Origin of the sequence: Blastomonas sp. CCH9-A1, assembly GCF_001557175.1 — a bacterium.
Lineage (GTDB): Bacteria > Pseudomonadota > Alphaproteobacteria > Sphingomonadales > Sphingomonadaceae > Blastomonas > Blastomonas delafieldii_A.
The window spans coordinates 247,920-273,049 of sequence record NZ_LSHM01000030.1 but is presented as its reverse complement, the minus strand read 5'-3'; the positions used below and the strand labels follow the sequence as shown (position 1 = coordinate 273,049).

Below are 25,130 nucleotides of genomic sequence, written 5' to 3'. Positions count from 1 at the left end.
CATGGCCTCTGTCGCTTTGCTCTGTCGCCCTGGGCGGTGGAACGACTTGCCTTGGCGGGAGGAGCTTGGCCCCTCCCACGCCCACCCCAGATCCGGTCCTGGCGCATGACCCGCGCAACCAAGACCGGAAAGTCAGCCCGGCCCAAGCCGATGGATTTTCGGGTGAAGCTCACGGCGGAAAACTACAGGGCGCTGACAACTCATATTGCAGCGGCCGGTTTCGACGGGCCGCACGCAAAGCAGGCATGGCTGCGGTCTCTGATCCCTGCCATGCAGCCTGCCAGGTCGGACCGCAAAGTGAACCCAACCTGTGCAGCCGGCGCTGACATCTTCAGGCGCCTGCCGATGCCCGGTGGACAGGAGGCCCTGGCGATACTGGGCAACATCGGCACGGACCTGCGCGAGACGCGAGCGGGTCTGAAGAAAATGGTCGAATGGCTTGATCGCATCGATCCTGTCTTTATTGCCGAGGAACATAGGGCGCGTGTCAGAAACGAGCTCCCCAAATTGATGGCTATCCTACTGCAGAGGCTGGACGAAACAGAGGCCCAGGTCTCGCCACGCTTGTCATCCGCCATCGATGGCTTGCTCCAGGCGCTGCGACAGTGATCATCAAGGTCAAGCGTGGCAGCGATTTCCAGGGGCTGTTCCGCTATCTTCTGCGCCACGGCCAGCATGGGCATCGCGGTGACGCTCGGATCATCGCCATGGCAGGCGTGTACGATGAACGCACTGCAGCAGCGCAGATGGCCTACAACGCTGCGTTGGCGCCGGAACGCGCCAAACCTGTCGTACACCTCATCGCGCGAGCCGAAACAGGAATCAGTGATGAGCAAAACGTGGAGCTCGCGGAATGGATGATCCGGGACGCGGGCCTTGCCGGTCGTCCATATGTGGCAGTTGCACACGATGATGGTCATCTTCATGTCGCCGCCTGCGAAATAGACGACGAAGGCAAGGCACCAGACCGTATCCTCTGGTCCAGCGCGCTCAAGAAGGCGGTCAGTCCTGAATTGGCGAGTACGCTTCCCCCAGGCTCGGTTCGGAGCAGAGCCTGGGACAGCCATATTTCATGGCGCATGTCGAAATTGGCGAGACAGGTGGAGAAACGTTGGGAGCTTAGGCGGCTGTCATCCGCTCCACGGGCTACAGCAACCATTGAGCCCAGGATCGAGCGTTGGCAGGATGATCGCTTGCGTCATCGGGGGCAAGTTCCTCTGCAAGACCGGTATTTCGAACAGGTACGGAGCGCTCTGACCCATCCTACCTGGCAGCGGCGTGTCGATGCCCTCGCACTGCACGGCCTCGAGATCCGGGTTTTCAACTCCGGCGCCAATGCGCGTGGACTTCGCGTTTGCAGCATGTCCAACGATCGTGACTTCGCAAAAATCTCGGATTTCGGTTTGGGGGGCATGAGGAAACTCGACGCCTCTGCCGATCAAACTTTCGTGGCTTTTTGCGCCGGGCGAGGCAGTAGGCCGATCACCTTGGCAAAGCCGGAACACACCTTCGATCCGGTTATGCGGCGGGTCCAGGTTTCGTTTCGACACGAACTCAAGGAGTGGCACCGGACTGCCGGCCGAAGGCGAGCTGCGTTTGACCGGTACAAGCGCAGCCAGCGCGCTATCGGAATCGAAGTGTCGTCGCTTACCGGGTCGTTTGCCCATCATATGAGCAGTCGGGGACGGAAAGCCGCAGAATGCAAACTCAAGCGCGAACTGCTGTTTAGAGCCAGAGCCGAACTCGACTTCGCCCTGCGTGAAGCAGGCCCGGCCCGGACCAAGCCAAACTTTGCCGATTTTGTTCAGCGCGAGGCAGAACTCGGGAACACTGACGCCTTGCGCGTCCGAGATCAGCTTGTCGCGCGAGTTTCGGAAACGCAGCGACGTCGTTGTGCGGTGATGGCTTTGGTGCTCTCAAAATCGCTCGCCGAGCTAAAGGCGCGTGCCGCGCAAATTCACCAGCAGTTGTTGACGGGCACCGAGTCGCTCAAATCGGCTCGGGATAGCCTGCTGACCCAAACCAGAGCCCTGCAGGCTGCGGCGGAGGAAATCAGGGCGCGGAACGCAAGGCGACGGGCACACGAAATTGCCGAAGAGCGGCGAAGAGCTGAGGCCAAGACAAAAGCTGCTGCTGCGGCTCAACACGACAGGCTCCAGTCCGAAAAACGCCACATCGACTCTTCCAGAAGCGCGGGTGCACGGTTTGCGGCCTGGTTCGCACAGGTTGCCGCGCTCATGGTGTGGTTGACCGAATTGAAGAATGCGGATCTCGAATCCAAGCGGCTAAAGCGGGAGCAGGCAGAACGCCTTGCCCACGAACGCGAGCGCATTGCGCGGGAGAGGGCTGAAGCTGAAAACCACCAAGCAGGGCACGCCATACCTAAAATACACGCAGCAATTGCCGAGCATCGTCACCAGCCGCAGCCTAACGGGCAGAGTCGCTGTCAGAGCGATGCTGATTGCGCTCCGGCAGGCCGGACACCATCACAAGCAGTTCCTGAACGCCCGCAAGATCCGCTCGCATCTGTCCATGCGCAACGAGCGTCACTTTGGGCCGCCCTCGTCCATCGTGAGAACGATTCTGCTGCGACGCGCGAGTATCTAAATACATGGTCAGTCGGCCTTAATACGATCCCCACCGACCGGGCGATCACACGTGCCGACCTTGTCGCTATCGAGACTATGGTGATTCTCGAACTGGCAAGAGGCGGGCGTGGAATCGAGGTTATCGAGAAGATCGCAATTTCGCGCTCGCCGGCCAAGGATCATGCCAAGCCGATCTTTCTAGCTGCAATGGACAACCAGATCGTGCGCGACACGCTGGCCGAGCAAGGTGTAAAGGCCCTGCGGCGCGAGGCGAAAATTGCCCTGTACAAACGGGACCCGCAGACCGACGTTGGAGAAGAGTTTGTCACATGCTGGGCGGAGATCATTGACGAACTGCCGATCGATTTGAGCCTCCCTCCAGAAGACTATTTTCGGGCTATAGACTTTGAAGTGGCACAGATTTTGGTCAAACGCGGGCATCCCATTTTGGGGGTGGCGGGGGCGCTGGCGGTGCATTCGCCGTCAGTCGAGGCGACGGTCTGGCAAAGCCGAGGTGAGTATCTCGAAGATGTGCTGGCGGATTTGGCGGAGCGCCAAGGTTTGGTACCGGGCTGGGCTAAAGCGGTCATTGCCGCAGCATCCACTGGTGATCAATCAGCGTCACCGGCAGTGGCGTCGTCATCATATGCGGTCGGTGCGCCAGGATCCCTCACGGGCGCAGAATCGATCGCTGGGCCAATGCGGCAGCAAATACCGAGTCAGCAGGAGCGCCGTCCGGATCTCGTCGATCCGGTGTCCAGACAGGACCCAAAACAGCCCCATGCCATAGCCGATGCCCGGAGATTGCCCCCAGACGCGACACCAGGGCACTCTCGGTAGATTGCGGTCGCCCGATGGATCTGAATGGCATGAACTGGGACTTTTCGGCCGTTCGCGGATGATCCGACCAACGGCAGGTGCTGCCGTTAGCTGTCCTTAAATAAGCCGCAGCCTTGTGCGGTTTCGAACTGCACAAGGCTGCCAAACTTGTCAGCATTGAGGTTGGCGGTCTAGATCGCGGGGAAATCGACGTCCGTGCCGGCAACATTATTGATCAGGTTTGTGAAGAAGTTCTCAGCGACTACCGCCACGATCTCGACGATCTGCGCTTCACTGAACCCGGCATCGCGGATCGCTGCGAGGTCATTGGCAGTAACCTTGCCCCGGGCCTCGGCTACCTTGCGGGCGAAGGCAGCAGCGGCTGCGGCGTGGGGATCATCCGAAGTGCCCCGGCGTGCAAGCTCCACTTCCTCCCGGCTCAGCTTGGCGAGGGTGTAGCCGGTGAAGGTATGGGCCGCGTCGCAGTATTCGCATCCGTTTACCGCCGCCACGGCCAACGCAATGCGCTCGCGGGTCTTGAGGTCGAGCGCTTTGCCAAGGCCTTGGTTGAGCGCGGCATGGGCAGTGATCACGGCGGGGCTATTGGACAGGACACGGAAAAAGTTGGGCACGCGGCCCAGCTTGCCGTTGATGGCATCAAGCGTGGCCTGCGATCCCGCGGGAGCTGCGGTCGTTTCGGGGAGGGTAATTCGCGACATGATGATTTCCTTTCTTGCTCGAGAGAGCCGACTGCCACTCAGGCGCCGGTCGGGATGGGGTTTTTGACCAGACTCTGGTTGAAGGCCTCGAACAGGGCGTGTTCGCCCGCGCCAGGGTTGTCGCGCATCGGGCGGATGGCATCGATGATCACCTCGGGTGCATCGGTTGCCAGCGCCACCAGCGTCTGCTCGATGAAATCAGCCAGCGGCATCGCGCGCGGATCGCCGCTCTTGTAGATCAGATCGGTGTCGACCCACGGCGGCGCGATTTCCTGCACCCTCACGCCGGTTTTGCGCAGCTGGAACCGCTGTGACAGCGCGTAGGAATGGAGCGCGGCCTTTGTCGCCGAATAGATCGCATTGCTGGCGATCGGCACATAGGCGAGCACGCTGCTGGTGTAGAGCACGGTTGCTTCTGGCTTGGTTTTCAGATGCTCGATCAGGGCAGAAGTTACCCGGATCGGGCCGAGCAGGTTGGTGGCAATCAACTCCTGCGCCAGATCGTCGTCCACCGGCCCGCTCACATCGTCGAACGGCATGAAGCCTGCATTGTTGAATACCACGTTGAGGTCGGGGAAGCGTTCGACCAGTTCGCTGGCCGCGCCCTGGATGCTCTCAAGGCTGTTCACGTCCAGCTGGACCGAGGCCATGCCGGGGTTGGATGCGGTCACCTCTTCAAGCAGTGCGATGCGGCGGCCCGAGATGATCACCTGATTGCCGAGCTTGTGCAGCGCCTCGGCCAGGCCACGGCCGATGCCGCTGGTGCCGCCGGTGATGAAGATGGTGTTGCCGGTGAGTTTCATGTCGAATGGTCCTTTTTCTTGAGAGAATTGCGGGAGCGTGGGATCAGGCCGCGACGTGGAAGCGCGGGGCAGAACGGGTGGCCGAAAGCTGCGGGCCGAGCGCAGCACGGGCCGCTTCGAAGGCGTTCCACAGGGCGATGTCGCGCAGCGCCGGGATCGTGGCCGTTTCACCCTGGTCAAGGCCGGCCAGCGCGGCATCGACCATGTCTTCGGCGTCCATCACGATCTCGCTCGGCAGGTGCTCCACTGGCAGTCCGCCCAGTGCCCAGAAGTCGGTGCGGGTGGCGCCTGGAAGCACGGCTTGGGCGCGGATGCCCTTTTCGGCCAGTTCGTGGTTGAGCGATGTGGTGAAGGCCTGGACGAACGCCTTGGTCCCGCCATAGACGCCGTTGAGCAGTTCAGGGGCAACCGCGACGATCGAGGCGATGTTGATCACCGTGCCAGCGCCGCGCGCCACGAAACCCGGCACCGCAGCGTAAGTCAGCCGCATCAGCGCGGTGACGTTCAGCTGCACCATCGCCGCCATCTTCTCGACATCGCTTTCCAGCAGCGTGGTGTGCGTGCCGATCCCGGCATTGTTGACCAGCGCGGTTACGCTGGCATCCTCGCGCAGCACCTTCTCGACGCGGGCCAGATCGTCATCCTTGCCGAGGTCGGCCGCGAGCACTTCGATAGCACGGCCGGTCTTGTCGGCAATCTGCGCAGCCAGCGCCTGCAGCTTGTCCTTGTTGCGGGCAACGAGGATGAGGTCATAGCCGCGAGCGGCAAGACGGTCGGCATAGATCGCGCCGATACCGGTCGATGCGCCGGTGATCAGAGCAGTTCCCTTGGAATTCGTGGTCATGGTCATGGTCCTTCCTGATGTCGGTGAGAGCGCCATTGCTCTCGACACGGACCTTATGGACGCGAAGTGCTTTGGCTGATATGACGTAGAAACTACGTTTTACTGCCATCAGTTGTCGGAGGCCGCATGCCGCACGTTTCCATGGTGCTCACCCCCGGCTTCCAGTTCCTCGCGCTGGGCGTGCAGGCCGCGTTCGAACTCGCCAATGCGGTGAAGGGTGAGGCCTATTACACCCTGTCGATCGCCTCGGTCGCAGGCGGGCCGGTGACTTCATCCAGCGGCTTTGCCGTGCCTACCGTCCCCCTCGCCGAAGTCGGCCCGGTCGATACCCTGCTGCTGCTCGCCGGTCTTCTGCCCCCACCCCCGCAGGAGGAGACGACGCTCGAGACACTGCGCACCATGGCCCGCGAATCACGCCGCGTCGCCGGGCTGTGTACCGGTGCTTTCCTGTTGGGACAGATGGGCCTGCTCGACGGACGCCGCGCTACCACGCACTGGTCCTATGCCCGCCAGATGCGCGAGGATTTCCCTAATGTCCGCGTCGAGGACGATCGCATCTTCATCAATGAAGGCGCGGTCTGGACTTCGGCAGGGCTGACAGCGGGTCTCGACCTTGCCGTTGCCCTGATCGAGAAGGATCTGGGGCGCGACATGGCCGGGGCGATTGCCCGCCGGCTCGTGATGCATCACCGCCGCGCCGGCGGGCAGTCGCAGCACTCCGAACTGCTTGAACTCGCCCCAAGCAGCGACCGCATCCAGAAGGCGGTGATATTTGCCAAGGCCCATCTCGGCAATCCGCTGACGGTCGAGGAGCTGGCCGAAGTCGCCGCGCTATCCCCGCGCCAGTTCGCCCGCGCCTTCCGTGCCGAAACCGGCCAGACCCCGGCCAAGGCGGTCGAGCAGATGCGGCTCGAAGCCGCGAGGCTGATGATCGAGGAAACCCGCCACCCGATGGACCAGATCGCGCGCGAGGCTGGTTTTGTCGACATCCGCCGCATGCGCGAGGCGTTCATGCGCCAGTATGGCCAGCCACCACAGACCCTGCGCAGGCTTGCCAAAGCGCTGTAGTCTCCAAATTTGTCTTACTTGCCAACAAGTTGGCGACTGCTTGGCCCTCAAACATTGATCAGACCATAGGCAGGTTTTGGGTTAAGCTGCCATTCCGATGTCTGTTGCGTTCTGGCCAGTTCTGGGTCGGTTGCTGCCCAGCGCGAATGCCGCAGCTTTGGGCAGTTTCCGCTATTCATTAGCGCCTTGCTGAATGGCAGGCCCTATCAGCCGCCGACGGTCAATTGGCTATGCGGTCGACGGGAGCGGTGGCAAAGACGCGACGCACTGCTTCCGCTGGCCGTTCTCGCATGATGGTGACACTTGACCCTCGAGGCATTCGACAATCGCAGTCGATGCGCGGCCCCAAGAGGACGGATGCCTCCCCCACCAGCGTTGGGCTACCGAGCAGGTGGGGGCTAGAGCACCATTCAAGACGCTGGGACTCGGCTTTCGATTGCATCTTCGATCAACCCTTGCATCTCCTGTTCAAGCTCCACGCCCTTGGCATCGCCGCCGCTGGATATTTCGGTGGCGATCAGCGCGTAGTAGCCGGTCTGCCGGTCGATCCAGCCGGTCCAGCCAAAAGCGCCCGGAGACGAATTGATCTTCGAGGTTGCGCACGCCGCAGGCGTGTCGCATTCGACAAACGAGCCCAGAGCATATTCCCAGGTCGAGGCGCTGCCGGGGACGAAAAGGCGCGTCAATCCGGCGGTCCGCTGCTGCGTGAAGGTGTCCATGTCGACGATGAAGGCACCTCCCAGAAACGCGCGCAGCAGCTTGGCATAATCGCGGGCGGTGGAGTGGCCTCCGCCTGCGATCCAAGGGTTGGTCGGCGCGCTCCCTGCAGGATCGTACAGGGCCGTGCTGGTCATCCCCAGCGGCGTCGTGATGTGCTGGGCAAACAGTTCGTGAATGTTGCGCTGTCGTGCAGGGGATGTACCCGGCGCAATGCTCGTGTCCTTGGCCTCAAGATATGCTGCGGCGACCTGCAGCCCATGGGGTCCATAGCTGAACTGAGCGCCAGGCGCATTGCCGGGGCGCAAGGCATCGTACCGGAGGTCATGAATGCTCTTGGCGCAGTTATATAGCGACATGGTGGGCAGCAGCTGGCAGCCGCCCACGAGCGGATTGGCGTTGAAGCCCGATGTCATCGACAGCGTGTGCTTCAACTTGACGTCTTTCTTGGTTCCGGTCGTCGTCCAGAATACCAACGGTGGAGGCATCGGATCGTCCAGCGTTGCCAGCCCCGCCTGCACCATCCGCATCGCCAGCGCGCCGGTGAACCATTTGGAGGCCGAGGCAATGGGAGTCACCCGATCGATGCTGAAACTGCCTTTCTCGAACTCGTACAGATACTCGGAGTCCGTCGCATTGCCGACGATGATGTAGGCGTTCTCGACCTGTGCATCATCCATGATCGCTTCTTCAAGCGCGGTCCAATCATAGGTGAAACCGCCGACTGTCTTGAACACACCTGCCGGCGCGGAAGCGGGAGAGGCGACCAGGGGAACAGACGATCGCTGCGGCGATGTAGGCGGCAGCTGGACCAGAAACCCGCCGGACCCTGCCGACCCGTCCTGCTGCGATTGTGCCGCCAGCGCCAACGCACCGCTCGCCGCGGCTGCTGCCAGCCACACTCCCGTCTTCAACCTTGCCATGTCCATCTCTCCTTGCTTGCTTGGGTTTATCAATAGCTGGCAGGCGAAGCTGGCCGCTGCGGTCAGGGGTTCACCCCCGTCCGCTGCGCATGCACCTTGAGCAGATGGTCGAGTTGAGCCTTGCGAAATTGGGGCACGATAGCCGTTTGCGGGCCGAACACGGCGGCGCGGTCACTCGCGCTTTCGTATCGCGGCCACTGAGGAGCCAGCGGGCAATCCGGCGCGCTGGTCTTGGCAAATGCCACCCAGCAGGCGGATATGCTTTCGCTAAAGCTGCGATCGGCGGCACTGACCGGCCCGGCGACAGACGCGAGATAATCGAGCGTGCCGAACAAATATGGGATTTCAGACCCGTGCGCCGCGCCCTTGGCCCGCGCCCGCCGCTCTTCAGCCACGTAATCGAAATGGTAGAGGTAGCTTGGTGCGCCCTTGGCGGAACGCTGCGCTAACCAGCGCGCTGGGGCGACGAACCAGGCATCACCCAGCACCTGCCTCGCCAGTTCCTCGTCGGCCAATCCCGCCCCATACGCAGCGCGCCCGACGGCGGGATCATCGCCAAGGTATAACAGCGCAGCCTCAGGCGGCACGCCCATAGCGAGGATGACGCTGGCCTCGTTGCTATTGGCGCCAACCAGCAGCGGCACGTCGATCAGCTCACTACGGGCAAAGACCCGCCACGGTGATTCGCGCACCAGGCGGCCATCGATGAACGGCCCGGCCATCCCCCCGGGTTTGCGGACCTCGCCAGCCTTTACCAGCGCCTCGACCGGCAGCGCGCGCAGATCGTCCGCAGTTGCGGAAGAATCTGCCCCGGCCCGGGCGGCTATCGCCAGCCCGCGCGCTTCTTCATCCGCCAGCGTCTTCATATCCGCCAGACCAACCCCGGACTGAACGATGGCGCGCGCAAAAAGCCCTTTGGCTTGCGGATTGGCGAGCAGGGTCGAGATCGCGACCGCCCCGGCGGATTCGCCGAACAACGTGACCTGGCGCGGGTCGCCACCGAATGCGGCAATGTTCGCCTGCACCCATCGCAAGGCCGCCAACTGGTCCATCAGCCCGTAATTGCCAGTCGGCTCACCAGCCGGGGCCGCACGTGTGAGCGCGGGGTGCGCGAAATAGCCCAGCGCGCCCAGGCGGTAGTTCACCGTCACCACGATGACCCCCTGCTGAGCCAGCGCAGTGCCATAGAATGCAGGGAATGTTCCCGACCCGATGACGTGTGCACCGCCGTGGATCCACACCATCACCGGCAGCTTGCGCGCGCCTGCAGGCCGCCAGATGTTGAGCTGCAGGCAGTCTTCGGATTGATTATCGGCAACGCCCCCTGCCACCACCGCAGGCCGGATCGTCTGCGGACATGCCGGCCCCAGCCGGGACGCATCGCGCATGCCCGTCCAGCGCGGCGCAGGCTGCGGCGCACGCCAGCGCAACGGGCCGACCGGCGGCGCGGCGAACGGGATGGCGTGGAACCGCTCCAGTTCCCCATCGCGCTCCCCTGCCAGCTGGCCTTGCTCCACCTTGACCACCGGCCCCTCGGTCGGCTGCTGTGCCATGGCACCGGTCGGCACAAGCCATGCCAGGGCCGCAGCGATGAAGGTAAAACGGCGCATAAGTGCATGCCTTGATGTTGGACCGGCTTTCCACCGGACGATCAACTGTCGCGATCAGAACCGGGCGCGGGCCTCCACGCCGAACACGCGCGGCTGGCTGTAGCGGTTGATCGTGGGTGCCTGTGCGACGAAGTACACCTTGTCGAACACGTTGTTGGCAAAGGCGCTGATGCTGAAGCCGCCGACCTCGACGCCCAGGCGCAAGTTGACCAAAACATAATCGTCCAGATCGACCGAGGTCGCGGTCAGTTCCTGCTTGCCGCCCCATTGGCCGTTCACCAGCACGTTGCTGATCAGCGTGACATCGCGGCTGACCGGATAGCGCAGGTTGAGGTTGGCCGACGCCAGCCAGTCGGGCACCTGCGCCAGATCAAGCCCGACAAAGCGGCCCGATTTCACCTCCCCGCCCTGATGCGATCCGCTAAGCGCAAGCCGACCGGAGCCGTCCCCCAGATCGAAGCCCTGGCTGTATTCTGCCTCAATGCCCCAGCTTTCAGCGTCGCCGGCATTGGTGAGATATGCGACCGCGGCCACCGGGCAAGCCGCGTTGGTCAGCGCGCAGCCATCATCGACCTGTGCGATCAGGTCTTCCAGCTTGCTGAAATATCCGGCGATCGCGAAATATCCACGCCGCACCGGCGATCCCTTGAAGCCAAGCTCGTAGCTCGTGCTTTTCTCGTTGCCGAACAGAACCTCGACCGGGCGCGGCGCGCGGGGATCGGACAGGCGGGTGTTGAATCCCCCCGCGCGATAGCTGCTGCCGACCTTTCCGTAAGCAAGGATGTCCGGCGAGATCTTATATGCCAGCGTTGCATTGTACGACAGGTTGTCCGCCGTGATACTGTCGTCGATGATCCGGGACGGACCGCCGGTGGGCAGCAATGTCGCCAGATCGACCAGCCGGGCAGTGATCGTGCGGCTGTCGCGCGTGTAGCGCAGTTCCCCGGTGAGGTTCAGGCTGTCGGTCAGGTCATAGCCCAGCGACCCATACGCGGCGTAGCTTTCAAAATTCAGCCGCGCGGGCGCAATGTTGCCGGGCGAAGGATTGGCAGGCGTCGGCGTGCGGGTGGTGGTAACCGAAAAATCACTGTCTAGAATATAGGCGTCGGCCCCTGCAAGCCAGGTCAGCCGCCTGGATTTGCCGCTGATGTGCAGATCCTGCGAGAAGATATCGGTGGTATCGACAATGAAGCTGGCGCTGCTGGGGTCCAGCGGCGTGGCCGCACCAATCTGCCCGACCGCACGCGCCCTGGCGAGTTCAGCAGGGCTGATCGCGTCATTATCGAGGTCGTATTCCGAATGACGTCTGCGGTACGATGTCGTCCCGCTCAATTCTGCTCCGCCCAGGTCGATCTTCAGCAGAGCCTGCAAGCCATCGACATCCTGGGTGGCGCGCGGCGCGGTGTTCCAGGGGTAACTGAATCGATCTTGCACATATCCACCCGGAAAGCCTGGTGTGCCTGCCGGAATGAATATCTGATAATGGATCGTGGGGATGGTGAAGGACTGGGTTTCCGCCAGGATGGTCAGATCGACCGGGCCCCGGTTTAGCCGCAGCTGGCCGCGCATACCGTGGCCCTTTTGCTGGTCGAAATAGACATCGTTGTCGGGGTTGTAGAAAAAGCCATCGTCCTGCTCGACCAACTCACCGCTCAGTCGGAACGCAAGCCCATCGGCCACCGGCACATTCACCGCGCCCTGCACCTGCAAGGCGTTGTTTTCAAACGTATAGCGTGCGCTGCCCCAGCCGGACAGGTCGAACTCGGGCGCAGCCGAGATGATGTTGATCGCGCCGCCCACCGCATTGCGGCCATACAGCGCGCCCTGTGTCCCGCGCAGCACCTCGACGCGCCCAATGTCGAGAAAGTCGAGCCGGGTGAAGTTGCGCCCGCCGATCGCGCCGCCACCGATATACGCGCCATTGCGGTACAGGCCGATGCTGGGATCGCCGTTGGTGGCACGCGCGGTCGATGATGCGCGGATCGAGATTTCCGACGTTATCGACGAATTGAGGTTGTTGAAGCGTACGCTGGGCTGATCGGCGAGCAGTTCGCCGCTGCCGGCCGCACCGCCCCGGTCGTACAGCGATGCAGCATCGATCACCGAAGCGGCGCTCGGCACATCGGCCAGCCGCTCCTCGCGGCGGCGTGCGGTCACCACGATCGAGCCGTCATTCGCCTCTGCCGCGCTGTCCTGGGTGGCCGCCTCGGCTTCATCATCCACCGCCTGGGCAAAGGCCGGAGTTGCCATCGCCGTCCAGACTGCCGCCGAGCAGTAAAGTAGGTGCGCGGTGCCCCTCATAGATCCCTCTCCATTTTTTCCTGTTATTATTATCGATAATTCTCTGCATAAGGCGCATCGGTGTCAAGGCCAAAACCGCATGGCCGTGCTTGAGCCTTAGATCTTGGGTTGGAGAGCAGACGCGATTAGCGCGCAGCAACCTCTCGCAGCAGCGTGCAGTGCATCGGGCAGGATCGTGTCTAGCGTGTCCGAAGCCGCATGGTGCTGGCGATGCGCGCCAAAAATGCCTGCGTGGCGCGGATAGCCGGCCTTGACGATTTCCTGCAACTCGCCCGCGGCACCTTCTGCCGACGAATAGGCCGTCTCAAGCCCCGGCTGCTTGCGGAATGCTGCGCGCGCATTTGCGACCAGATCGTCCGATGTCATCAGGAAGCGGAAAGGATCGGCGCTGGCCAGAGGCAGCAGCCGATCCGGCAATTCATGCCAGTCGCGCGTGGCGACATTTGCACCCAGGTGCAGCCAAAGGGCAGTCTGCTGTGGTGGGGGACCAAAAGTCTCGATCATGCGCCTGGCACCCAGATTTTCGTACTCGTGGCCCGAGTTGTTGACCATCAGGATGTTGTATGATCCGAAGTAGCGCGGCAGCCACTGCGCCAGCGCCAGCCAGATAGCCACCCCCGGCCCACGCTCGCCGACGCAATCGGTCCAGCCCGAACGCGGGGTCGAAACCACGACCCAAGGCGCGCGCGGACCGGTGCGCTGGCCGATGATATTCTCTGCCGGACGCTGGCCCGCCTGCCCCTGAATGTGCAGCAGCGCCGCACGCCCGGCCTGCGCGGCTTCCACGACCGGTCCTGCCTCGCGCGGCGCAAGCAGTACGATCGGGACCGGTGCGAAGGGGGAATCACCACGCGCATTGAGCAGCAGGGCCTCGCCGGTCGGCCCGGTGGTGACGACGATGACTGCCACCGCCCCGCGCGCCACCGCGTCGGCAACCGGCTTGCGTACCCCAGCATCGATCAGCGACGACCAGCGCCGATAGGGCAGACGGACCACCGCGATGCTGCCTTCAAGCGTGCCGCCAATATCCGTCAGCCTCAAAGGTGCACTGGTTCCCGCTGGTGGTGTGGCCACGACGAGCGGTTGCGCAATCAGCGGGATCGCGGCATTGCCTAGCAATAGCTCGCAGCGCCCAGGCTCAAAGAACGGTGCATCAAACGCCTGCCGCTGAACTGCAAAGCCGGATGCTGCCAGCCGCTCTGCCGTCCAGTCCGCTGTCGAGCGATCCCCCGCGCCACCAGACTGCTTGTTGCCTGCCGCGGCATAAGTGCGCACATCTTCCATCAGCCGTTCGACGGATAGCGGCGCACTGCTCAGCGTCTCGGCGGCTGGCACGGCGAAGGGAGCTGCAAGCGGGACGGCAAGCCCTGTCTTCAACACGGCTCGCCGACGCATGTCGCTATGGCTCATGCCGGTTTGCTCCGGCGCCGCGCGGGCCTGGCCTTACTCCTGCGGTCCTTGTATTCCTGCAGTGCCTCGGCAAAGCTCGCCTGTGTAACGCCGATCAGCTCACGTGCGGTCGCGTCGGCCGCATCCGCCTCATGCGCCACGATATGGCGACAGAGTTTTTCGTACAATACCGCCGATTGCTTTCCGGCCTCACTGGCATGCTCGGTCAGGTAGGTTTCGGTGTAGACATTGTGCTGCCAGCGCGCGAGCAACGCGACCCGGTCGAGCAGTTCCAGCGCCAGCGGCGCGTTGCAGCGCCGGGCAATGAATCGACCGATGCGATTGGAGACGCGGATATGTTCGAACGTATTGTTCGACCGCTGGGTGATGTCCTTGTACTCGACCAGCCGGTGCATCAGTTCGCGGCCATCACGGTCACTCATTGTCTGGCTTGCCAACCGGCAGACCACACCGAAAAGAGCCTTCCACAGCTCGTACACCTCGTTGGCGGCATGGTCGTCGACATCGATCACGAACGTGCCCCTCCACGGCACCACCTTGACCAGGCCGATGCGCGCCAGATGGCGGAACGCCTCGCGTACCGGAGCATGAGAGACATCGAATCTCGCCGCGATTTCGCGCTCCCGCAGCCAGGTGCCCGGCGCGATTCGCCATTCGACGATGTCGTTGGTCAGCAGTCGCGCAATGACCCGGTCCTGGGTAGGGGGGGGTTCCTCATCAGTCATTCGGGCGGTCATGGCTTTCAAGCTGGAGCAATTCAGGAAGCAAACGACATTAACATCCTAGCCATGCTGAAACCGCTGGCAATCGATCGTTGTCAAACATATTATTATCGATAATATATGCAATGACAAGAGCAGCTGACAGAGGAGTTTCCTGTGATGAGGCATTGGCGGGCACTGGCACTGGTGACAGCCGTATGGCTTGCTCCGCAGGAGGCGGTTGCCTCAGCGCCAACCATCCCTGGATGCGATGCTGCCATCGCCTACTCAAAAGCGCATGGCGGCGTCGCGGTGCTGGTGCTGGCAGACGGTCGCGCTGTTTGCGCCTCGCCTGGCGTGGAACTGCCGCACGAATTGTGGTCCGGCACCAAGAGCTTGATTGGGTTGGTGGCAGCCGCGGCCGTGCAGGACGGCCTCCTTACCCTCGACGAGCCAGCCGCCGCCACGATCACCGAATGGCGCGGCGTCCCGCAAAAGAGCGCAATCACGATCCGGCACCTGCTGTCGATGACCAGCGGGCACCCTTCTGCCGTCGGTCGGCCGCTGAGCTATACTGAATCGTTGAGTGTGCCGCTGACGCAGCAACCGGGCGCAGCCTTTCAATACGGACCGACACCGCTGCAGATCTTCGGCGAGATTTTGAAGCGCAAGCTTGCCGCTGCAGGCCAGAGTGACGACCCCCGCGCCTATGCCGAGCGGCGCCTGCTGCAACCTCTGGGCGTGATGGTAGCTGATTGGCGCAATGGACCGGACGGCCAGCCGCTGATGCCGCAGGGCGTTGTGATGTGCGCCGAGCAATGGGCAAAGCTTGGCGAGTTCGTGCGCGCAGGCGGCATGCAGGATGGAAAGAGGCTGGTCGACGAAGCTGCCCTGCGCGCACTGTTCGACGGCAGCACGCCCAACCCTGCCTATGGCCTCACCTGGTGGCTTCCGCGCGCCACCCCTGCCCAGGACGCCATTACCGCCGCTACCGACATTACGAAGGCAGGCCCCGAGCTTCCCCGTGACATGGTGGTGGCAGCAGGGGCAGGCGACCAGCGGCTGTACGTCATCCCCTCGCGCAAACTGACCATCGTGCGGCAGGCAAAGCTCAACATGGCGGATATGCTAAGCGGAAAGCCGAGCGGCTGGTCCGACCGGCGGTTCCTCAGATTGCTTCTGGGTACCTGACCTTGCCTAGCGCCATAAACTAATGATGCGATGCTCGTTCTCAGGATTTCCGGGGAAGATGGACCCCGCATATAGTCGTTTGCGATAGTGCGACCACCGATATTGCGTGCCAGTCATTTTGACGAACGCTTGGATGGGGGCGTCTATCATGCATTTGACCGCGCAACCTCAATCCGGCGGCTTCTGTCGGGAGCTGACGTTTGCTGTGAAAGCCGTGAGCGACCGAATCTGGATCGAAAGGCGTCGCGCGATTAGGCTTGCCGAGCGTTCTCCAATCGGCCAACCCGGCCTTAGGCGTATGACTATGGACGAGTCTCCTGGCGACACCGCTGCTGCTAGACGGCAAATCGGCGATACCGGACGTGCATCTGAGGCAAAGCGCGCCGTGAAACGGCGCAGTCGCCTAGCTTTTGTCCCAGATCCAACGATCGTAAAGGCGCGGCCACAACCGACTTCACGCAACGTCGCCTGACAATATAGCGGGCGCGTCAACCAAAACATTCACCACGTTGACGGACCCGACCTAACGCGGCAAAACTTTTGCACAGTGTGTCGGGGGCGAAATGGCAAAATGCAGGGATTGGATTTCGTGGCACGCATAACAGATCGGAAATGGAAACGCTCGTTTATCGCGCTAAGCGCGACATCATGCCTGGTGGGACTGGCGTCGTCAGGGTCGGCCTTGCAGAAGAAGTTCGATCTCGACGACTCGGCTGGTAGGCCTGCCATTCAGGCACCTGCAACAGGTGAAGCGCTCTGGCCAGTACCGTCGCGCACCCAATGGGGGCAGATAATAACCCAGAAGGGTCCCAATGTCTGGCAGGACGCGGTGTTTACCGATCCCGAGGGGCGCTGGCAAATCGTCTATCCCGCAACGCTTACTGAACCGCATGGCGATGCTCTGGGGCGCGACCGCTGGTTCTCCTATCCCGGGCAGCCGCAGATTATTTGCGGTGCCATGCTGGTGCGTGGAGCCTTCAGGTCGCTCGGCGATAATGCGATAGTAGAAGCACCCGCTGCGCTGGTGCGGGATTCCGGTGCCTATGTGTCGCAGGTTGCAGACGGTGCATCGCCGGTCCTGTCGCAAAAGGTTGTCGCGCTCGCTTCGCCCGGTGGGGTGAACGGCACGCCAGTTCAGGCGGTGACGTTCGACCAGCGGGGCAAGCTTTTCGAGCTGCTGGGGGTCGACCGCGAGGTTTTCGTTCGGCATGTGCTGGTTTCTGACGGCACGGACTTGCTGGATGTGTTCTGCGGTGCGCAACCGGGGCAGAAGGGTTGGGTGGAAAAGCAGGCACTGGCTGCGGTCCGCCTGACCACAGCAGCACGGACACCGCGGTGATTCAGCGCATTGCCAAGGCCGCCTGTATGCTGGCGGCGGCATGGCTCGGCAGTGCCGCGCCCGCCTATGCGCAGGCACTAAGCATCAAGGAAAAGCTGGTTCTGGGCAGCTTCAACATGTGCTGGGAGGGCGAGGAACAGGGCAATCTTGCGACGCGTCTGAAAGAAAACGGCTTCCGGCTCGCGCCCAATTCCGAAACACTTTACATGCGGCAGGAGCAAAATACGACGATCCTATTTACCGCCTTTTACGGAAAGGATCCGGAAGGCGGGCCGGAAACCATGTGCCGCATCACGGCGCTGAAGCCGCAGATTGTCAGCCCCTGGACACCCAAAAGCCCTATTTTCGATGACTTTTCCGGTCTGCTAGAGCGGATCGTAGATGGCGCGGCAACGATGGGAAGTGGCTATCGCACGACCGCGATGCGCGAAATCGAGCCCGGTAGCCGCGATCTGCGCCGCACCAAGCTGTACCTCGACGAACGGGTACGGGGCCGTTTGATCCATATCGAGGAAGCACCCACCTATTATGAGTTCGTGTATATCAACTCGCTGCGCAGCCGGATCGCCAGCCCTGCGACCCTCTCGGAAATCATCCGGCCTGATGCGCGGGCCGCAATGCAGTTGATGGTGGATGACAGCTGGGAAGTGGCATTCTGCCGTCTTAATCCACAAAACTGTCTGACCGAGGAACAGCGGCGGCAACAGGCCGAAATGGCCGCGCGCGCTTCACAGCGGCGCGAGCCCATTCCCATCCCGTTCAGCGGGATTGGGGCCATCCGTTCAGGCGACAATCGCAGCAACGAGCAGCGTCAGCGTGATCGGGCGTTCTGGGATAACTTTCACCGCTGCGGCAGCGGACGCTGCTGATGGGGATCTGCATCGCGGACTGGAAATCGAGTCAGGCTTCATTCTCGATTGCCGATGCCAATCGCCGCAAACGTTCTTTGAGGCCGGCTGGAGCGCTTCCGCCTATCAGCCAAAATCTGTCGACATCTTCTGATGAAACGACCAGTGCGCCCGTCGAGCAGCATCAGCCTTGAGCGAATTCCGCTATTCGTCCTGGCGCTCATGATCATTCGGGCTTGGGTCGGAGGCAGACTGGGAGCTGCCCCCGACCCATCATGTGCATCCGATTAGAAGTCCATTGGCGGCGTGGCCGCAGCGCGCTCTTCCTTCGGCGCTTCGGTCACGATCGCTTCGGTCGTGATCAGCAGGCCCGCCACAGACGCAGCATCCTGCAGCGCGGTGCGTACGACCTTGGCCGGATCGATCACGCCCGCTGCCACCAGGTCCTCGTAGGTGCCGGTAGCCGCGTTGAAGCCGCGCGAGTATTCGTTGGCCTCGAGTAGCTTGCCGACGATGAACGCGCCGTCCTCGCCCGCGTTTTCCGCAATCTGGCGGGCAGGCGCGCGCAAAGCCCGGCGGACGATGTCGATGCCCGATTGCTGGTCGTCATTGGCCGCCTTCAGCCCTTCGAGCGCCTTGATGGCGCGCAGCAGCGCGATGCCGCCGCCCGGCAAGATGCCTTCCTCAACCGCCGCACGCGTCGCGTGGAGCGCGTCGTCGACCCGGTCCTTCTTCTCCTTAACCTCAACCTCGGTCGCGCCGCCAACGCGGATCACCGCCACGCCCCCGGCGAGCTTGGCGACGCGCTCCTGCAGCTTTTCGCGGTCGTAATCGCTGGTCGTGGTCTCGATCTGCGCGCGGATCTGCGCCACGCGGCCATCGATATCGCTGCGCTGTCCGGCGCCGTCGACGATCATGGTGTTGTCCTTGTCGATGATGACCTTCTTGGCGCGGCCGAGCATGGGAATGGTGACATTTTCCAGCTTGGTGCCCAGCTCCTCGCTGACCACATTGCCACCGGTGAGGATGGCGATATCCTCGAGCATCGCCTTGCGACGATCGCCGAAACCCGGAGCCTTGACGGCCGCGACCTTCAGGCCGCCGCGCAGCCGGTTGACCACCAATGTCGCGAGCGCCTCACCCTCGACATCCTCGGCGACGATCAGCAGCGGACGACCCGACTGCACCACCTGTTCGAGCAGCGGGATCATCGGTGAGAGGCTAGACAGCTTCTTCTCGTGGATCAGGATGTACGGGTCTTCCAGCTCGACCCGCAGCTTTTCGGCATTGGTCACGAAATAGGGCGAGAGATAGCCGCGATCGAACTGCATGCCCTCGACGGTCTCGAGTTCGGTCTCGAGGCTCTTGGCTTCCTCGACCGTGATCACGCCTTCATTGCCGACCTTGTCCATCGCCTCGGCGAGGATACGGCCGACCTCCTGATCGCCATTGGCCGAGATGGTCGCGACCTGCGCGATCTCGCTGTTCGACACGACCTTCTTGGCGTGCGATTCCAGATCGGCGACCACGGTCCTGACTGCCAGATCGATGCCGCGCTTGAGGTCCATCGGGTTCATGCCAGCGCCGACCGCCTTGGCGCCTTCGCGCACTATGGCCTGGGCCAGCACGGTGGCGGTGGTCGTGCCGTCGCCGGCCTTGTCATTCTGCTTGCTGGCAACTTCGCGCAGCATTTGCGCGCCCATGTTCTCGAACTTGTCCTTGAGCTCGATTTCCTTGGCGACGGTCACGCCATCCTTGGTGATGCGCGGAGCCCCGAAGCTCTTCTCGATCACCACATTGCGGCCCTTGGGGCCGAGGGTTACCTTGACCGCATTGGCCAGGATATCGACGCCGCGCAGCATCCGGGCGCGCGCGTCTTCTGCGAACACTACTTCCTTGGCAGCCATGATGGCCTACCTCCTTTTCCAGATTTCGGTTGAACACATGGAAATGACGACGGGAAAGGTCAGGCCGCCTGTTTCAGCTCGGCCACGGTCTCGACCACGCCCAGGATGTCGCTCTCCTTCATGATGAGCAGATCCTCGCCGTCGATCTTGACCTCGGTTCCCGACCATTTCCCGAACAGGATGCGATCGCCAGGCTTGACCTCCAGCGCGATCAGATCGCCCTTGTCGGAACGGCTGCCCGGGCCGGTGGCGACCACCTCGCCTTCCTGTGGCTTTTCCTTGGCAGTGTCGGGAATGATGATGCCACCGGCCGTTTTCTCGTCGGCCTCGATACGGCGAACCAGCACGCGATCGTGCAAGGGACGGAAATGCATGCATAACCTCCAATTGCAAAAACGTTGATGGAAGCCTCCCCCGGAGACACCAGCAGGAGGCGAGCGGCAAAATTGTAAGCCTGTCGGGGCAGTTCAAGAGGGCCACTCAAATTTTCAGCACTCACCGCCAGCGAGTGCCAGCAAATTACATCATATCAATGGGATAGAAGGGATTTGCGCTGCAAGCGTCCTTGACACGGCCCGCTGTTCGAAAGAAATATGCCCACGATTTTCGTCCCTATTCGCAAAGGCCATCTGAACAGCATCGGGAGAACGCACCATGGCGGGAGATCAGGATTTTCGGTTGCAGCTTCTGGGCTACAGCCTGACGACCGTGGAGATCGCCTATTATCTGCCCGACCATCCTTCGCTGCTGCAGCTGTTCGTCTGGCAGCAATATGACGAAGCCCCCGAATATCCCGGGCTGCGCCGCTTCCTCGACACGTGGCGGCGCGATATCGAGGCGGTGCTGCACTCCGTGACGATCGCCAATGACCGCAATATGGGGCCGCGCACCTGGAGACCAACCGACGCTGTCCGCTGCATTCAATAGCGGCGGCGGGCGAACGCGGTGCAGGGCCAGCCGCACAAATTCCGCGTTCGCCTGATCACGGTGCAGCGTCTGCGCCGCCCGCTGCGCGATAGAGCGCTATGCCCTGCCGCCTTGCGCTGGCCAGTGCACTGACCGCTGCCTCGGCCGATGCAAGCCGGACGCGCTCCGCTTCCAGAACGGTCAGAAAGGTTGAAAGGCCCAGGCGGTAGCGCTCGCGCGCAATCTCCGCTGCGGCCCGGTCAAGTTCGGACTGGCGCAAAAGGCCTTGTGCGTTACGCCTTGCCGCGTCGAGGCCGCCCAGCGCTGCTTCGGTTTCCCCTAGAGCGGTGAACAGCGTCTTGCGGTAATTCGCAAAGGCCTCCCGCCCCTCGGCCTCACGCTGATCGATACGCGCACCCACACGGCCGAAATCCAGCAACGGCCCGGAGATCGCGCCGCCCAGCGAACCGATGATTGCGTCCTGGGTCAGCAGATCGCCGAGCGCCAGCGAGATCAACCCCAGGCCCGCCGTGAGGCTGAAACTGGGAAAACGCTCTGCCGCCGCTGCCGCGATCTCGGCATCGGCAACAGCCAGACGGCGTTCAGCGGCGACCACATCGGGGCGGCTGCGCAGGGCCGCCGTCGCAATGGCAGCAACCGGCTGGGCAGCGGCATCCTCGGTTGGCACCGGCTGGGCCAGCTTCGACAGCACGGCATCGGCCGGCAGACCGGTGAGTGTGACGAGCCGCCCGATCACCTCGGCACGCTCGCCATCGATGGCGTCCAGACGCGCCGCAGCCTGCTCCTCGAGCGAACGGGCGCGCACCGCATCGGAGGCCGGGGCGAGCCCCGCGCGCACGCGTTCTGTGGTCAATCGGGCCAGCTGTTGCGCGCTGTCGCGGTCGTCGCCGATCACTAGGCGGCGCTGTTCGATCTCCCGGAAATCCGTGACGGCAGCTGCGATATCGGTCACCAGCGCCAGCCGCACCGCAGCAGCATCCGCCGTGGCCGCATCGAGCCGCGCGGCGCTGGCCCGCTGGCTGGCGCGCAAACGCCCGAACAGGTCAAGGTCCCAGCTCGCATCGACCGCGGCGTTGAAGCTGCTCTGATATTGCTGGATCTGGATGTTGGGCGGCAGCGCGCCGAACTGGGCGGCGCTGATACGTTCGCGCGAGGCTCCGCCGCTGGCGCTGACGTCCGGAAGGCGTGCTGCGCGTGCCCCGCGCAGCCCGGCTCGTGCTGCATCGACCCGCGCGGCTGCTACGGCAAGATCGGGCGCCTGCGCCAGCGCCTGATCACGCAGGGCGACAAAGCCGGGATCGGTGACCGGCAACAGCGAGGATAGCGCCGTGGTCGTGGTGGTGTCGGGCCGGGGGCCTTGCAGGGCAAAGCTCTCCGGCAGCGGGACGGACGACGCCGCCTGGGGCCGTTCGACCGGCGCGCAGGCGGCAAGGCCGATGGCAGTCGCCGTCAGCAGCATCCAGGATGCGGAAGGGCGGCTCATCGGGCGGCGGCCTTCTTTCCGGTGCCCGATGTGCGGGCCGGCACGAACGCATCGACCTGCTGCCCCACGAACAGTCGATGACCCTGCTCGGGCAGCGCATAGATCAGCTGCAGCACGCGGATATCGACCCGCTCGGTCGAGGCATTGGTCAGCGATCGCTTCGGCACGACCAGCGGCTCGGCGCGGACGAAGCGTGCGGTGACGCGGGCTGCGGCATTTCCGCGCGGGCTGATCACGGCATCGCGGCCGATGGCGGTGCGGTCGATCTCGTTCTCGTCGATATCGACGCGGACGTGCAGCGGCCTTGTCACGCCGAGCGTCATCAGCGGGTCGGAACTGTTGCCCGGTGCAGGCCCGGCGGTCGCATATTGCCCCTCGCGCGTGCGTACCTGCAGCACCTGCGCGGCGCTCGGTGCGCGCACGGTCAGCCGGTCGAGCGTCACGCGCGCCGATTGCAGCTGCGCCTGCGCCTCGCGCATCTCTGCTCGCGCAACGGCCAGCTGCGCGCCAGCTGTCTGCGCATTGCCTTGCCGCTCTATCACCTCCTGGCGCGAGATGGCACGATCGTCATTCACATCGCCGTACAGCCCCAGCTGGCGCCTTGCGATGGATGCGGACGTCTGGGCCGCCGCCACGCTCGCCCGCAGCCGCTCGACCCGCGCCTCGGCCTCGGCCAGGGCGGCACGGGCATCGCGGCTGTCGATCGAGAAGAGCGGCTGGCCCGCTGCCACCTGATCGCCGGCCCGGACATGGACCCGCTCGACCACGCCGGGCAGGAACGCGCCGATCTCGATCAGCTCGCTGGACGGCTCGACCACGCCCGCGCCGGCCACTGTTCCGCCTTTCTGCTCCGGGGGCACCTGGGCAGGCGTTTCCGTGACTTGAGCGAGCGCGCGATCGGGCTGGCTGCGCGCGACGAAGATCGCGGATACCAGGATGCACAGGACAGCCAGCGCGGGCAGGATCTGGCGGGAGAAGCTGAGATTGGCCATGGTTCAATGGTCCTTGGGCATGTGCTTGCCATCATGGGTGATACGGCCGTCCTCCATTGCGAGGATGCGGTCGGCGAGGTCGAAGATGCGGTTGTCATGGGTGACGACGACGACCGCGCGGTCGGTGACGAGCGCCACCTCGCGCAAAAGGTCCATCACCCGCCGCCCCGAGCGCGCATCGAGTGCGGCGGTGGGCTCATCGCACACCACCAGCCGCGGCGAATGGATCAGCGCCCGGCCGATCGCGACCCGCTGCTGCTGCCCGCCCGAAAGCTGGCGCGGCAGTTTGTCGCACTGGTCTCCGATATTGAGCTGGTGCAGCAGTTCGCGCGCGCGTTCGATCGCCTCCTTGCGGGGCACGCCGGACGCGATCAGTGGCACCGCTGCGTTGGCCGCCGCACTAATCGACGGGATGAGATTGTACTGCTGGAAGATGAAGCCGATCGTGCTCAGGCGAAAGCTGACGAGCTCGGTATCGGTCAGCCGGTAGATATCGGTGCCGAACACGCTGACACTGCCTTCGGTCGGATAGAGAATGCCGGCGATGATCGAGATCAGCGTCGTCTTGCCCGACCCGGATTCGCCGACCAGATAGGTCAGCTCGCCCGAGCGAATATCGAGATTGATGTCGTGCAGCACGCGCAGATGGCCGTCGCCCATCGGGAAATCCTTGACGACATGCTCGACATGGATGGCGCAGGCCTCGCTCACCGGAACACCTCCGCCGGCTCGGCCTTCAGCACCTGGCGCAGCGCGACAAAGCCGGTGATGAGGATCATCAGCGCGACGACCGCCGCGGCGATCAGCGGGATCTGATAGGGGGTGTAGAAGCCCTTGAAGGCGTCCGAATAATATCCACCGATCTCGAGGAACGCGACCGCCATGATGAGGCCCAGCCCATAGCCGGTCAGCGCGACCAGCGCGGACTGCGCGACGACCATCTGCCGGATGCGGGCATTGGTCACGCCGATCGCCTTGAGCGCGCCGAACTGCTTGATATTGTCGCGGATGAACAGGCTGAAGGTCAGGCCGACAATGGCAATGCCGACGATCACGCCGAGCGCCACGGTGATGCCGAAATTGATCGGAATGCCGGTATTGTCGATGATGTAATCGACGCCGTCATCGGCAAACTGCTGCGACGTGCGCGCGCGCAGGCCCGTCACTGCCTCGATCCGGCGCGCCACAGTGGCCGCGTCTTCGCCCGCGTCCGATCGGGCCAGCACGAACGACAGCCGGTTGCGCGTGCCCGGCACGTAGTTGAGCGCATTCGAATAGCGGGTGTAGAGCATCACGCCCGAGGTGAAGGTCGGCTCGGCATCGACCAGGCCGCGGATCACTGCGCGCTGGTCGTTAAGTTCGAGCCGGACGCCGAGCGCGGCAGCGTCTTCACCGAACAGCTTGCGCGCGCCGACAGCGTCGATGAACACCGCGTCGGGCTCGAACAGCATTTCGCGTTGCCCCATCAGCAGCTTGCGCGGCAGGCCTGTCAGTGTCGCATCGTCGAGCCCGATCACGGTCACCGGTTCGAGCGCGCCGTCGGGCGTGCGCACATTGGCGCCGGAGCGGATCAGCGGCACCGCCCAGTCGACGCCCGGCACCCCGCGCACGCGCTGCAGATCGGTCGATGGCATGGGCAAGGTGACATCGGATGTCCGCCCGGCTGGGTCCATCACCCAGATGTCGGCGCTGGGTATCTCGTGCACCGCCGCCGCGCCGCGCAGCAGCAGGTTGACGAAGATCGTCAGCTGCTGGGTGATCAGCAGCGTCGAGAAGGCGACACCGAAGACCAGCCCATAGAATTTCACCCGGTCGCCCGTCAGCATCCGGATCGCGATCCACATCATGCGCGGAAATCCCTCAGGAAAGCTTGCAAACAGCGAATCATGCTGTACGCTGGCGTTCAAAATATAACCTATTTAATGAACGTCAACGTTTAG

General features: G+C 63.3%; 21 protein-coding genes. 7 read left to right on the top strand and 14 right to left on the bottom strand.

Annotated elements, in window-relative coordinates:
- Nucleotides 1-105 precede the first annotated feature (105 nt).
- Both AX725_RS09170 and AX725_RS09165 read left to right on the top strand, forming a co-directional pair.
- Nucleotides 106-609, top strand: coding sequence for a hypothetical protein (locus tag AX725_RS09170; RefSeq protein WP_066114563.1), 504 nt, complete (start codon nt 106-108; stop codon nt 607-609).
- Nucleotides 606-3,428 (top strand): relaxase/mobilization nuclease domain-containing protein, encoded by a 2,823-nt coding sequence (locus AX725_RS09165; RefSeq protein ID WP_066114559.1) that lies wholly within the window; start codon nt 606-608, stop codon nt 3,426-3,428. Before AX725_RS09170 ends, AX725_RS09165 begins: the two co-directional genes overlap by 4 nt.
- A gap of 170 nt (nt 3,429-3,598) precedes the next feature.
- On the opposite strand, the gene AX725_RS09160 is transcribed toward AX725_RS09165, so the two are convergent.
- Genes AX725_RS09160 through AX725_RS09150 form a run of 3 tightly spaced genes read right to left on the bottom strand, consistent with a single transcriptional unit; the run spans nt 3,599 to nt 5,773 of the window.
- Nucleotides 3,599-4,126 carry a carboxymuconolactone decarboxylase family protein gene (locus AX725_RS09160; protein WP_066114557.1) on the bottom strand — a complete coding sequence of 176 codons (528 nt, stop codon included), beginning with the start codon at nt 4,124-4,126 and terminating at the stop codon, nt 3,599-3,601.
- Nucleotides 4,127-4,164: 38 nt separating this feature from the next.
- The gene (locus tag AX725_RS09155; RefSeq protein WP_066114553.1) at nt 4,165-4,929 is read right to left on the bottom strand and encodes an SDR family oxidoreductase; all 765 of its coding nucleotides are present in this window, start codon (nt 4,927-4,929) and stop codon (nt 4,165-4,167) included.
- Nucleotides 4,930-4,972: 43 nt separating this feature from the next.
- Nucleotides 4,973-5,773 carry an SDR family NAD(P)-dependent oxidoreductase gene (locus AX725_RS09150; protein WP_066114551.1) on the bottom strand — a complete coding sequence of 267 codons (801 nt, stop codon included), beginning with the start codon at nt 5,771-5,773 and terminating at the stop codon, nt 4,973-4,975.
- 126 nt (nt 5,774-5,899) lie between these two features.
- Here AX725_RS09150 and AX725_RS09145 point away from each other — a divergent pair, with 126 nt between their 5' ends.
- A complete protein-coding gene (locus tag AX725_RS09145; RefSeq protein WP_066114548.1) occupies nt 5,900-6,841 on the top strand; it encodes a GlxA family transcriptional regulator in 942 nt (313 codons plus the stop codon).
- A 410-nt stretch (nt 6,842-7,251) separates the two neighbouring features.
- Here the strand turns inward: AX725_RS09145 and AX725_RS09140 are convergent, their stop codons facing one another.
- From AX725_RS09140 to AX725_RS09120, 5 genes are all read right to left on the bottom strand, one after another.
- Entirely contained in the window at nt 7,252-8,481 is a 1,230-nt protein-coding gene (locus tag AX725_RS09140) for a serine hydrolase domain-containing protein (protein ID WP_286131991.1), read from the bottom strand.
- 62 nt (nt 8,482-8,543) lie between these two features.
- Nucleotides 8,544-10,091, bottom strand: coding sequence for a carboxylesterase/lipase family protein (locus tag AX725_RS09135; RefSeq protein WP_066114544.1), 1,548 nt, complete (start codon nt 10,089-10,091; stop codon nt 8,544-8,546).
- A 54-nt stretch (nt 10,092-10,145) separates the two neighbouring features.
- Entirely contained in the window at nt 10,146-12,392 is a 2,247-nt protein-coding gene (locus AX725_RS09130) for a TonB-dependent receptor (protein WP_082737499.1), read from the bottom strand.
- A gap of 96 nt (nt 12,393-12,488) precedes the next feature.
- Complete coding sequence (locus tag AX725_RS09125; protein ID WP_155645754.1) at nt 12,489-13,802, bottom strand: hypothetical protein; 1,314 nt, start codon at nt 13,800-13,802, stop codon at nt 12,489-12,491.
- Nucleotides 13,799-14,527 (bottom strand): GntR family transcriptional regulator, encoded by a 729-nt coding sequence (locus AX725_RS09120; protein ID WP_066114537.1) that lies wholly within the window; start codon nt 14,525-14,527, stop codon nt 13,799-13,801. The genes AX725_RS09125 and AX725_RS09120 overlap by 4 nt, the downstream gene beginning before the upstream one ends.
- A gap of 156 nt (nt 14,528-14,683) precedes the next feature.
- On the opposite strand from AX725_RS09120, the gene AX725_RS09115 reads away from it, so the two are divergent.
- From AX725_RS09115 to AX725_RS09105, 3 genes are all read left to right on the top strand, one after another.
- On the top strand, nt 14,684-15,694 hold the full coding sequence (locus AX725_RS09115; protein WP_073976455.1) for a serine hydrolase domain-containing protein: 1,011 nt from the start codon (nt 14,684-14,686) through the stop codon (nt 15,692-15,694).
- A 682-nt stretch (nt 15,695-16,376) separates the two neighbouring features.
- Nucleotides 16,377-17,033 (top strand): hypothetical protein, encoded by a 657-nt coding sequence (locus AX725_RS09110; protein WP_155645755.1) that lies wholly within the window; start codon nt 16,377-16,379, stop codon nt 17,031-17,033.
- On the top strand, nt 17,030-17,902 hold the full coding sequence (locus AX725_RS09105; protein WP_156442013.1) for a hypothetical protein: 873 nt from the start codon (nt 17,030-17,032) through the stop codon (nt 17,900-17,902). The genes AX725_RS09110 and AX725_RS09105 overlap by 4 nt, the downstream gene beginning before the upstream one ends.
- Before the next feature lie 266 nt (nt 17,903-18,168).
- Here the strand turns inward: AX725_RS09105 and groL are convergent, their stop codons facing one another.
- Nucleotides 18,169-19,788, bottom strand: a complete 1,620-nt coding sequence (gene groL / locus AX725_RS09100; protein ID WP_066114529.1) for a chaperonin GroEL — start codon at nt 19,786-19,788, stop codon at nt 18,169-18,171.
- A gap of 59 nt (nt 19,789-19,847) precedes the next feature.
- Nucleotides 19,848-20,162 carry a co-chaperone GroES gene (gene groES, locus AX725_RS09095; RefSeq protein WP_066114526.1) on the bottom strand — a complete coding sequence of 105 codons (315 nt, stop codon included), beginning with the start codon at nt 20,160-20,162 and terminating at the stop codon, nt 19,848-19,850.
- Nucleotides 20,163-20,442: 280 nt separating this feature from the next.
- On the opposite strand from groES, the gene AX725_RS09090 reads away from it, so the two are divergent.
- Nucleotides 20,443-20,715, top strand: coding sequence for a protein usg (locus AX725_RS09090; protein WP_066114524.1), 273 nt, complete (start codon nt 20,443-20,445; stop codon nt 20,713-20,715).
- A gap of 55 nt (nt 20,716-20,770) precedes the next feature.
- Here the strand turns inward: AX725_RS09090 and AX725_RS09085 are convergent, their stop codons facing one another.
- The 4 genes from AX725_RS09085 to AX725_RS09070 are packed head-to-tail and all read right to left on the bottom strand — an operon-like array spanning nt 20,771 to nt 25,037.
- Nucleotides 20,771-22,198 carry an efflux transporter outer membrane subunit gene (locus tag AX725_RS09085; protein ID WP_082737498.1) on the bottom strand — a complete coding sequence of 476 codons (1,428 nt, stop codon included), beginning with the start codon at nt 22,196-22,198 and terminating at the stop codon, nt 20,771-20,773.
- Nucleotides 22,195-23,190, bottom strand: a complete 996-nt coding sequence (locus AX725_RS09080; RefSeq protein WP_066114516.1) for an efflux RND transporter periplasmic adaptor subunit — start codon at nt 23,188-23,190, stop codon at nt 22,195-22,197. The genes AX725_RS09085 and AX725_RS09080 overlap by 4 nt, the downstream gene beginning before the upstream one ends.
- Before the next feature lie 3 nt (nt 23,191-23,193).
- Nucleotides 23,194-23,901, bottom strand: coding sequence for an ABC transporter ATP-binding protein (locus tag AX725_RS09075; RefSeq protein ID WP_230962438.1), 708 nt, complete (start codon nt 23,899-23,901; stop codon nt 23,194-23,196).
- A complete protein-coding gene (locus AX725_RS09070; RefSeq protein WP_066114514.1) occupies nt 23,898-25,037 on the bottom strand; it encodes an ABC transporter permease in 1,140 nt (379 codons plus the stop codon). Before AX725_RS09070 ends, AX725_RS09075 begins: the two co-directional genes overlap by 4 nt.
- Nucleotides 25,038-25,130 lie beyond the last annotated feature (93 nt).

Coding starts and splice junctions, on each gene's coding strand:
- AX725_RS09115 (WP_073976455.1), top strand. CDS start 14,684: ATGAGGCATTGGCGGGCACTGGCACTGGTGACAGCCGTATGGCTTGCT.
- AX725_RS09125 (WP_155645754.1), bottom strand. CDS start 13,802: ATGAGCCATAGCGACATGCGTCGGCGAGCCGTGTTGAAGACAGGGCTT.
- AX725_RS09120 (WP_066114537.1), bottom strand. CDS start 14,527: ATGACTGATGAGGAACCCCCCCCTACCCAGGACCGGGTCATTGCGCGA.
- AX725_RS09085 (WP_082737498.1), bottom strand. CDS start 22,198: ATGAGCCGCCCTTCCGCATCCTGGATGCTGCTGACGGCGACTGCCATC.
- AX725_RS09145 (WP_066114548.1), top strand. CDS start 5,900: ATGCCGCACGTTTCCATGGTGCTCACCCCCGGCTTCCAGTTCCTCGCG.
- AX725_RS09155 (WP_066114553.1), bottom strand. CDS start 4,929: ATGAAACTCACCGGCAACACCATCTTCATCACCGGCGGCACCAGCGGC.
- groL (WP_066114529.1), bottom strand. CDS start 19,788: ATGGCTGCCAAGGAAGTAGTGTTCGCAGAAGACGCGCGCGCCCGGATG.
- AX725_RS09130 (WP_082737499.1), bottom strand. CDS start 12,392: ATGAGGGGCACCGCGCACCTACTTTACTGCTCGGCGGCAGTCTGGACG.
- AX725_RS09140 (WP_286131991.1), bottom strand. CDS start 8,481: ATGGCAAGGTTGAAGACGGGAGTGTGGCTGGCAGCAGCCGCGGCGAGC.
- AX725_RS09090 (WP_066114524.1), top strand. CDS start 20,443: ATGGCGGGAGATCAGGATTTTCGGTTGCAGCTTCTGGGCTACAGCCTG.
- AX725_RS09080 (WP_066114516.1), bottom strand. CDS start 23,190: ATGGCCAATCTCAGCTTCTCCCGCCAGATCCTGCCCGCGCTGGCTGTC.
- groES (WP_066114526.1), bottom strand. CDS start 20,162: ATGCATTTCCGTCCCTTGCACGATCGCGTGCTGGTTCGCCGTATCGAG.
- AX725_RS09150 (WP_066114551.1), bottom strand. CDS start 5,773: ATGACCACGAATTCCAAGGGAACTGCTCTGATCACCGGCGCATCGACC.
- AX725_RS09070 (WP_066114514.1), bottom strand. CDS start 25,037: ATGATGTGGATCGCGATCCGGATGCTGACGGGCGACCGGGTGAAATTC.
- AX725_RS09160 (WP_066114557.1), bottom strand. CDS start 4,126: ATGTCGCGAATTACCCTCCCCGAAACGACCGCAGCTCCCGCGGGATCG.
- AX725_RS09135 (WP_066114544.1), bottom strand. CDS start 10,091: ATGCGCCGTTTTACCTTCATCGCTGCGGCCCTGGCATGGCTTGTGCCG.
- AX725_RS09170 (WP_066114563.1), top strand. CDS start 106: ATGACCCGCGCAACCAAGACCGGAAAGTCAGCCCGGCCCAAGCCGATG.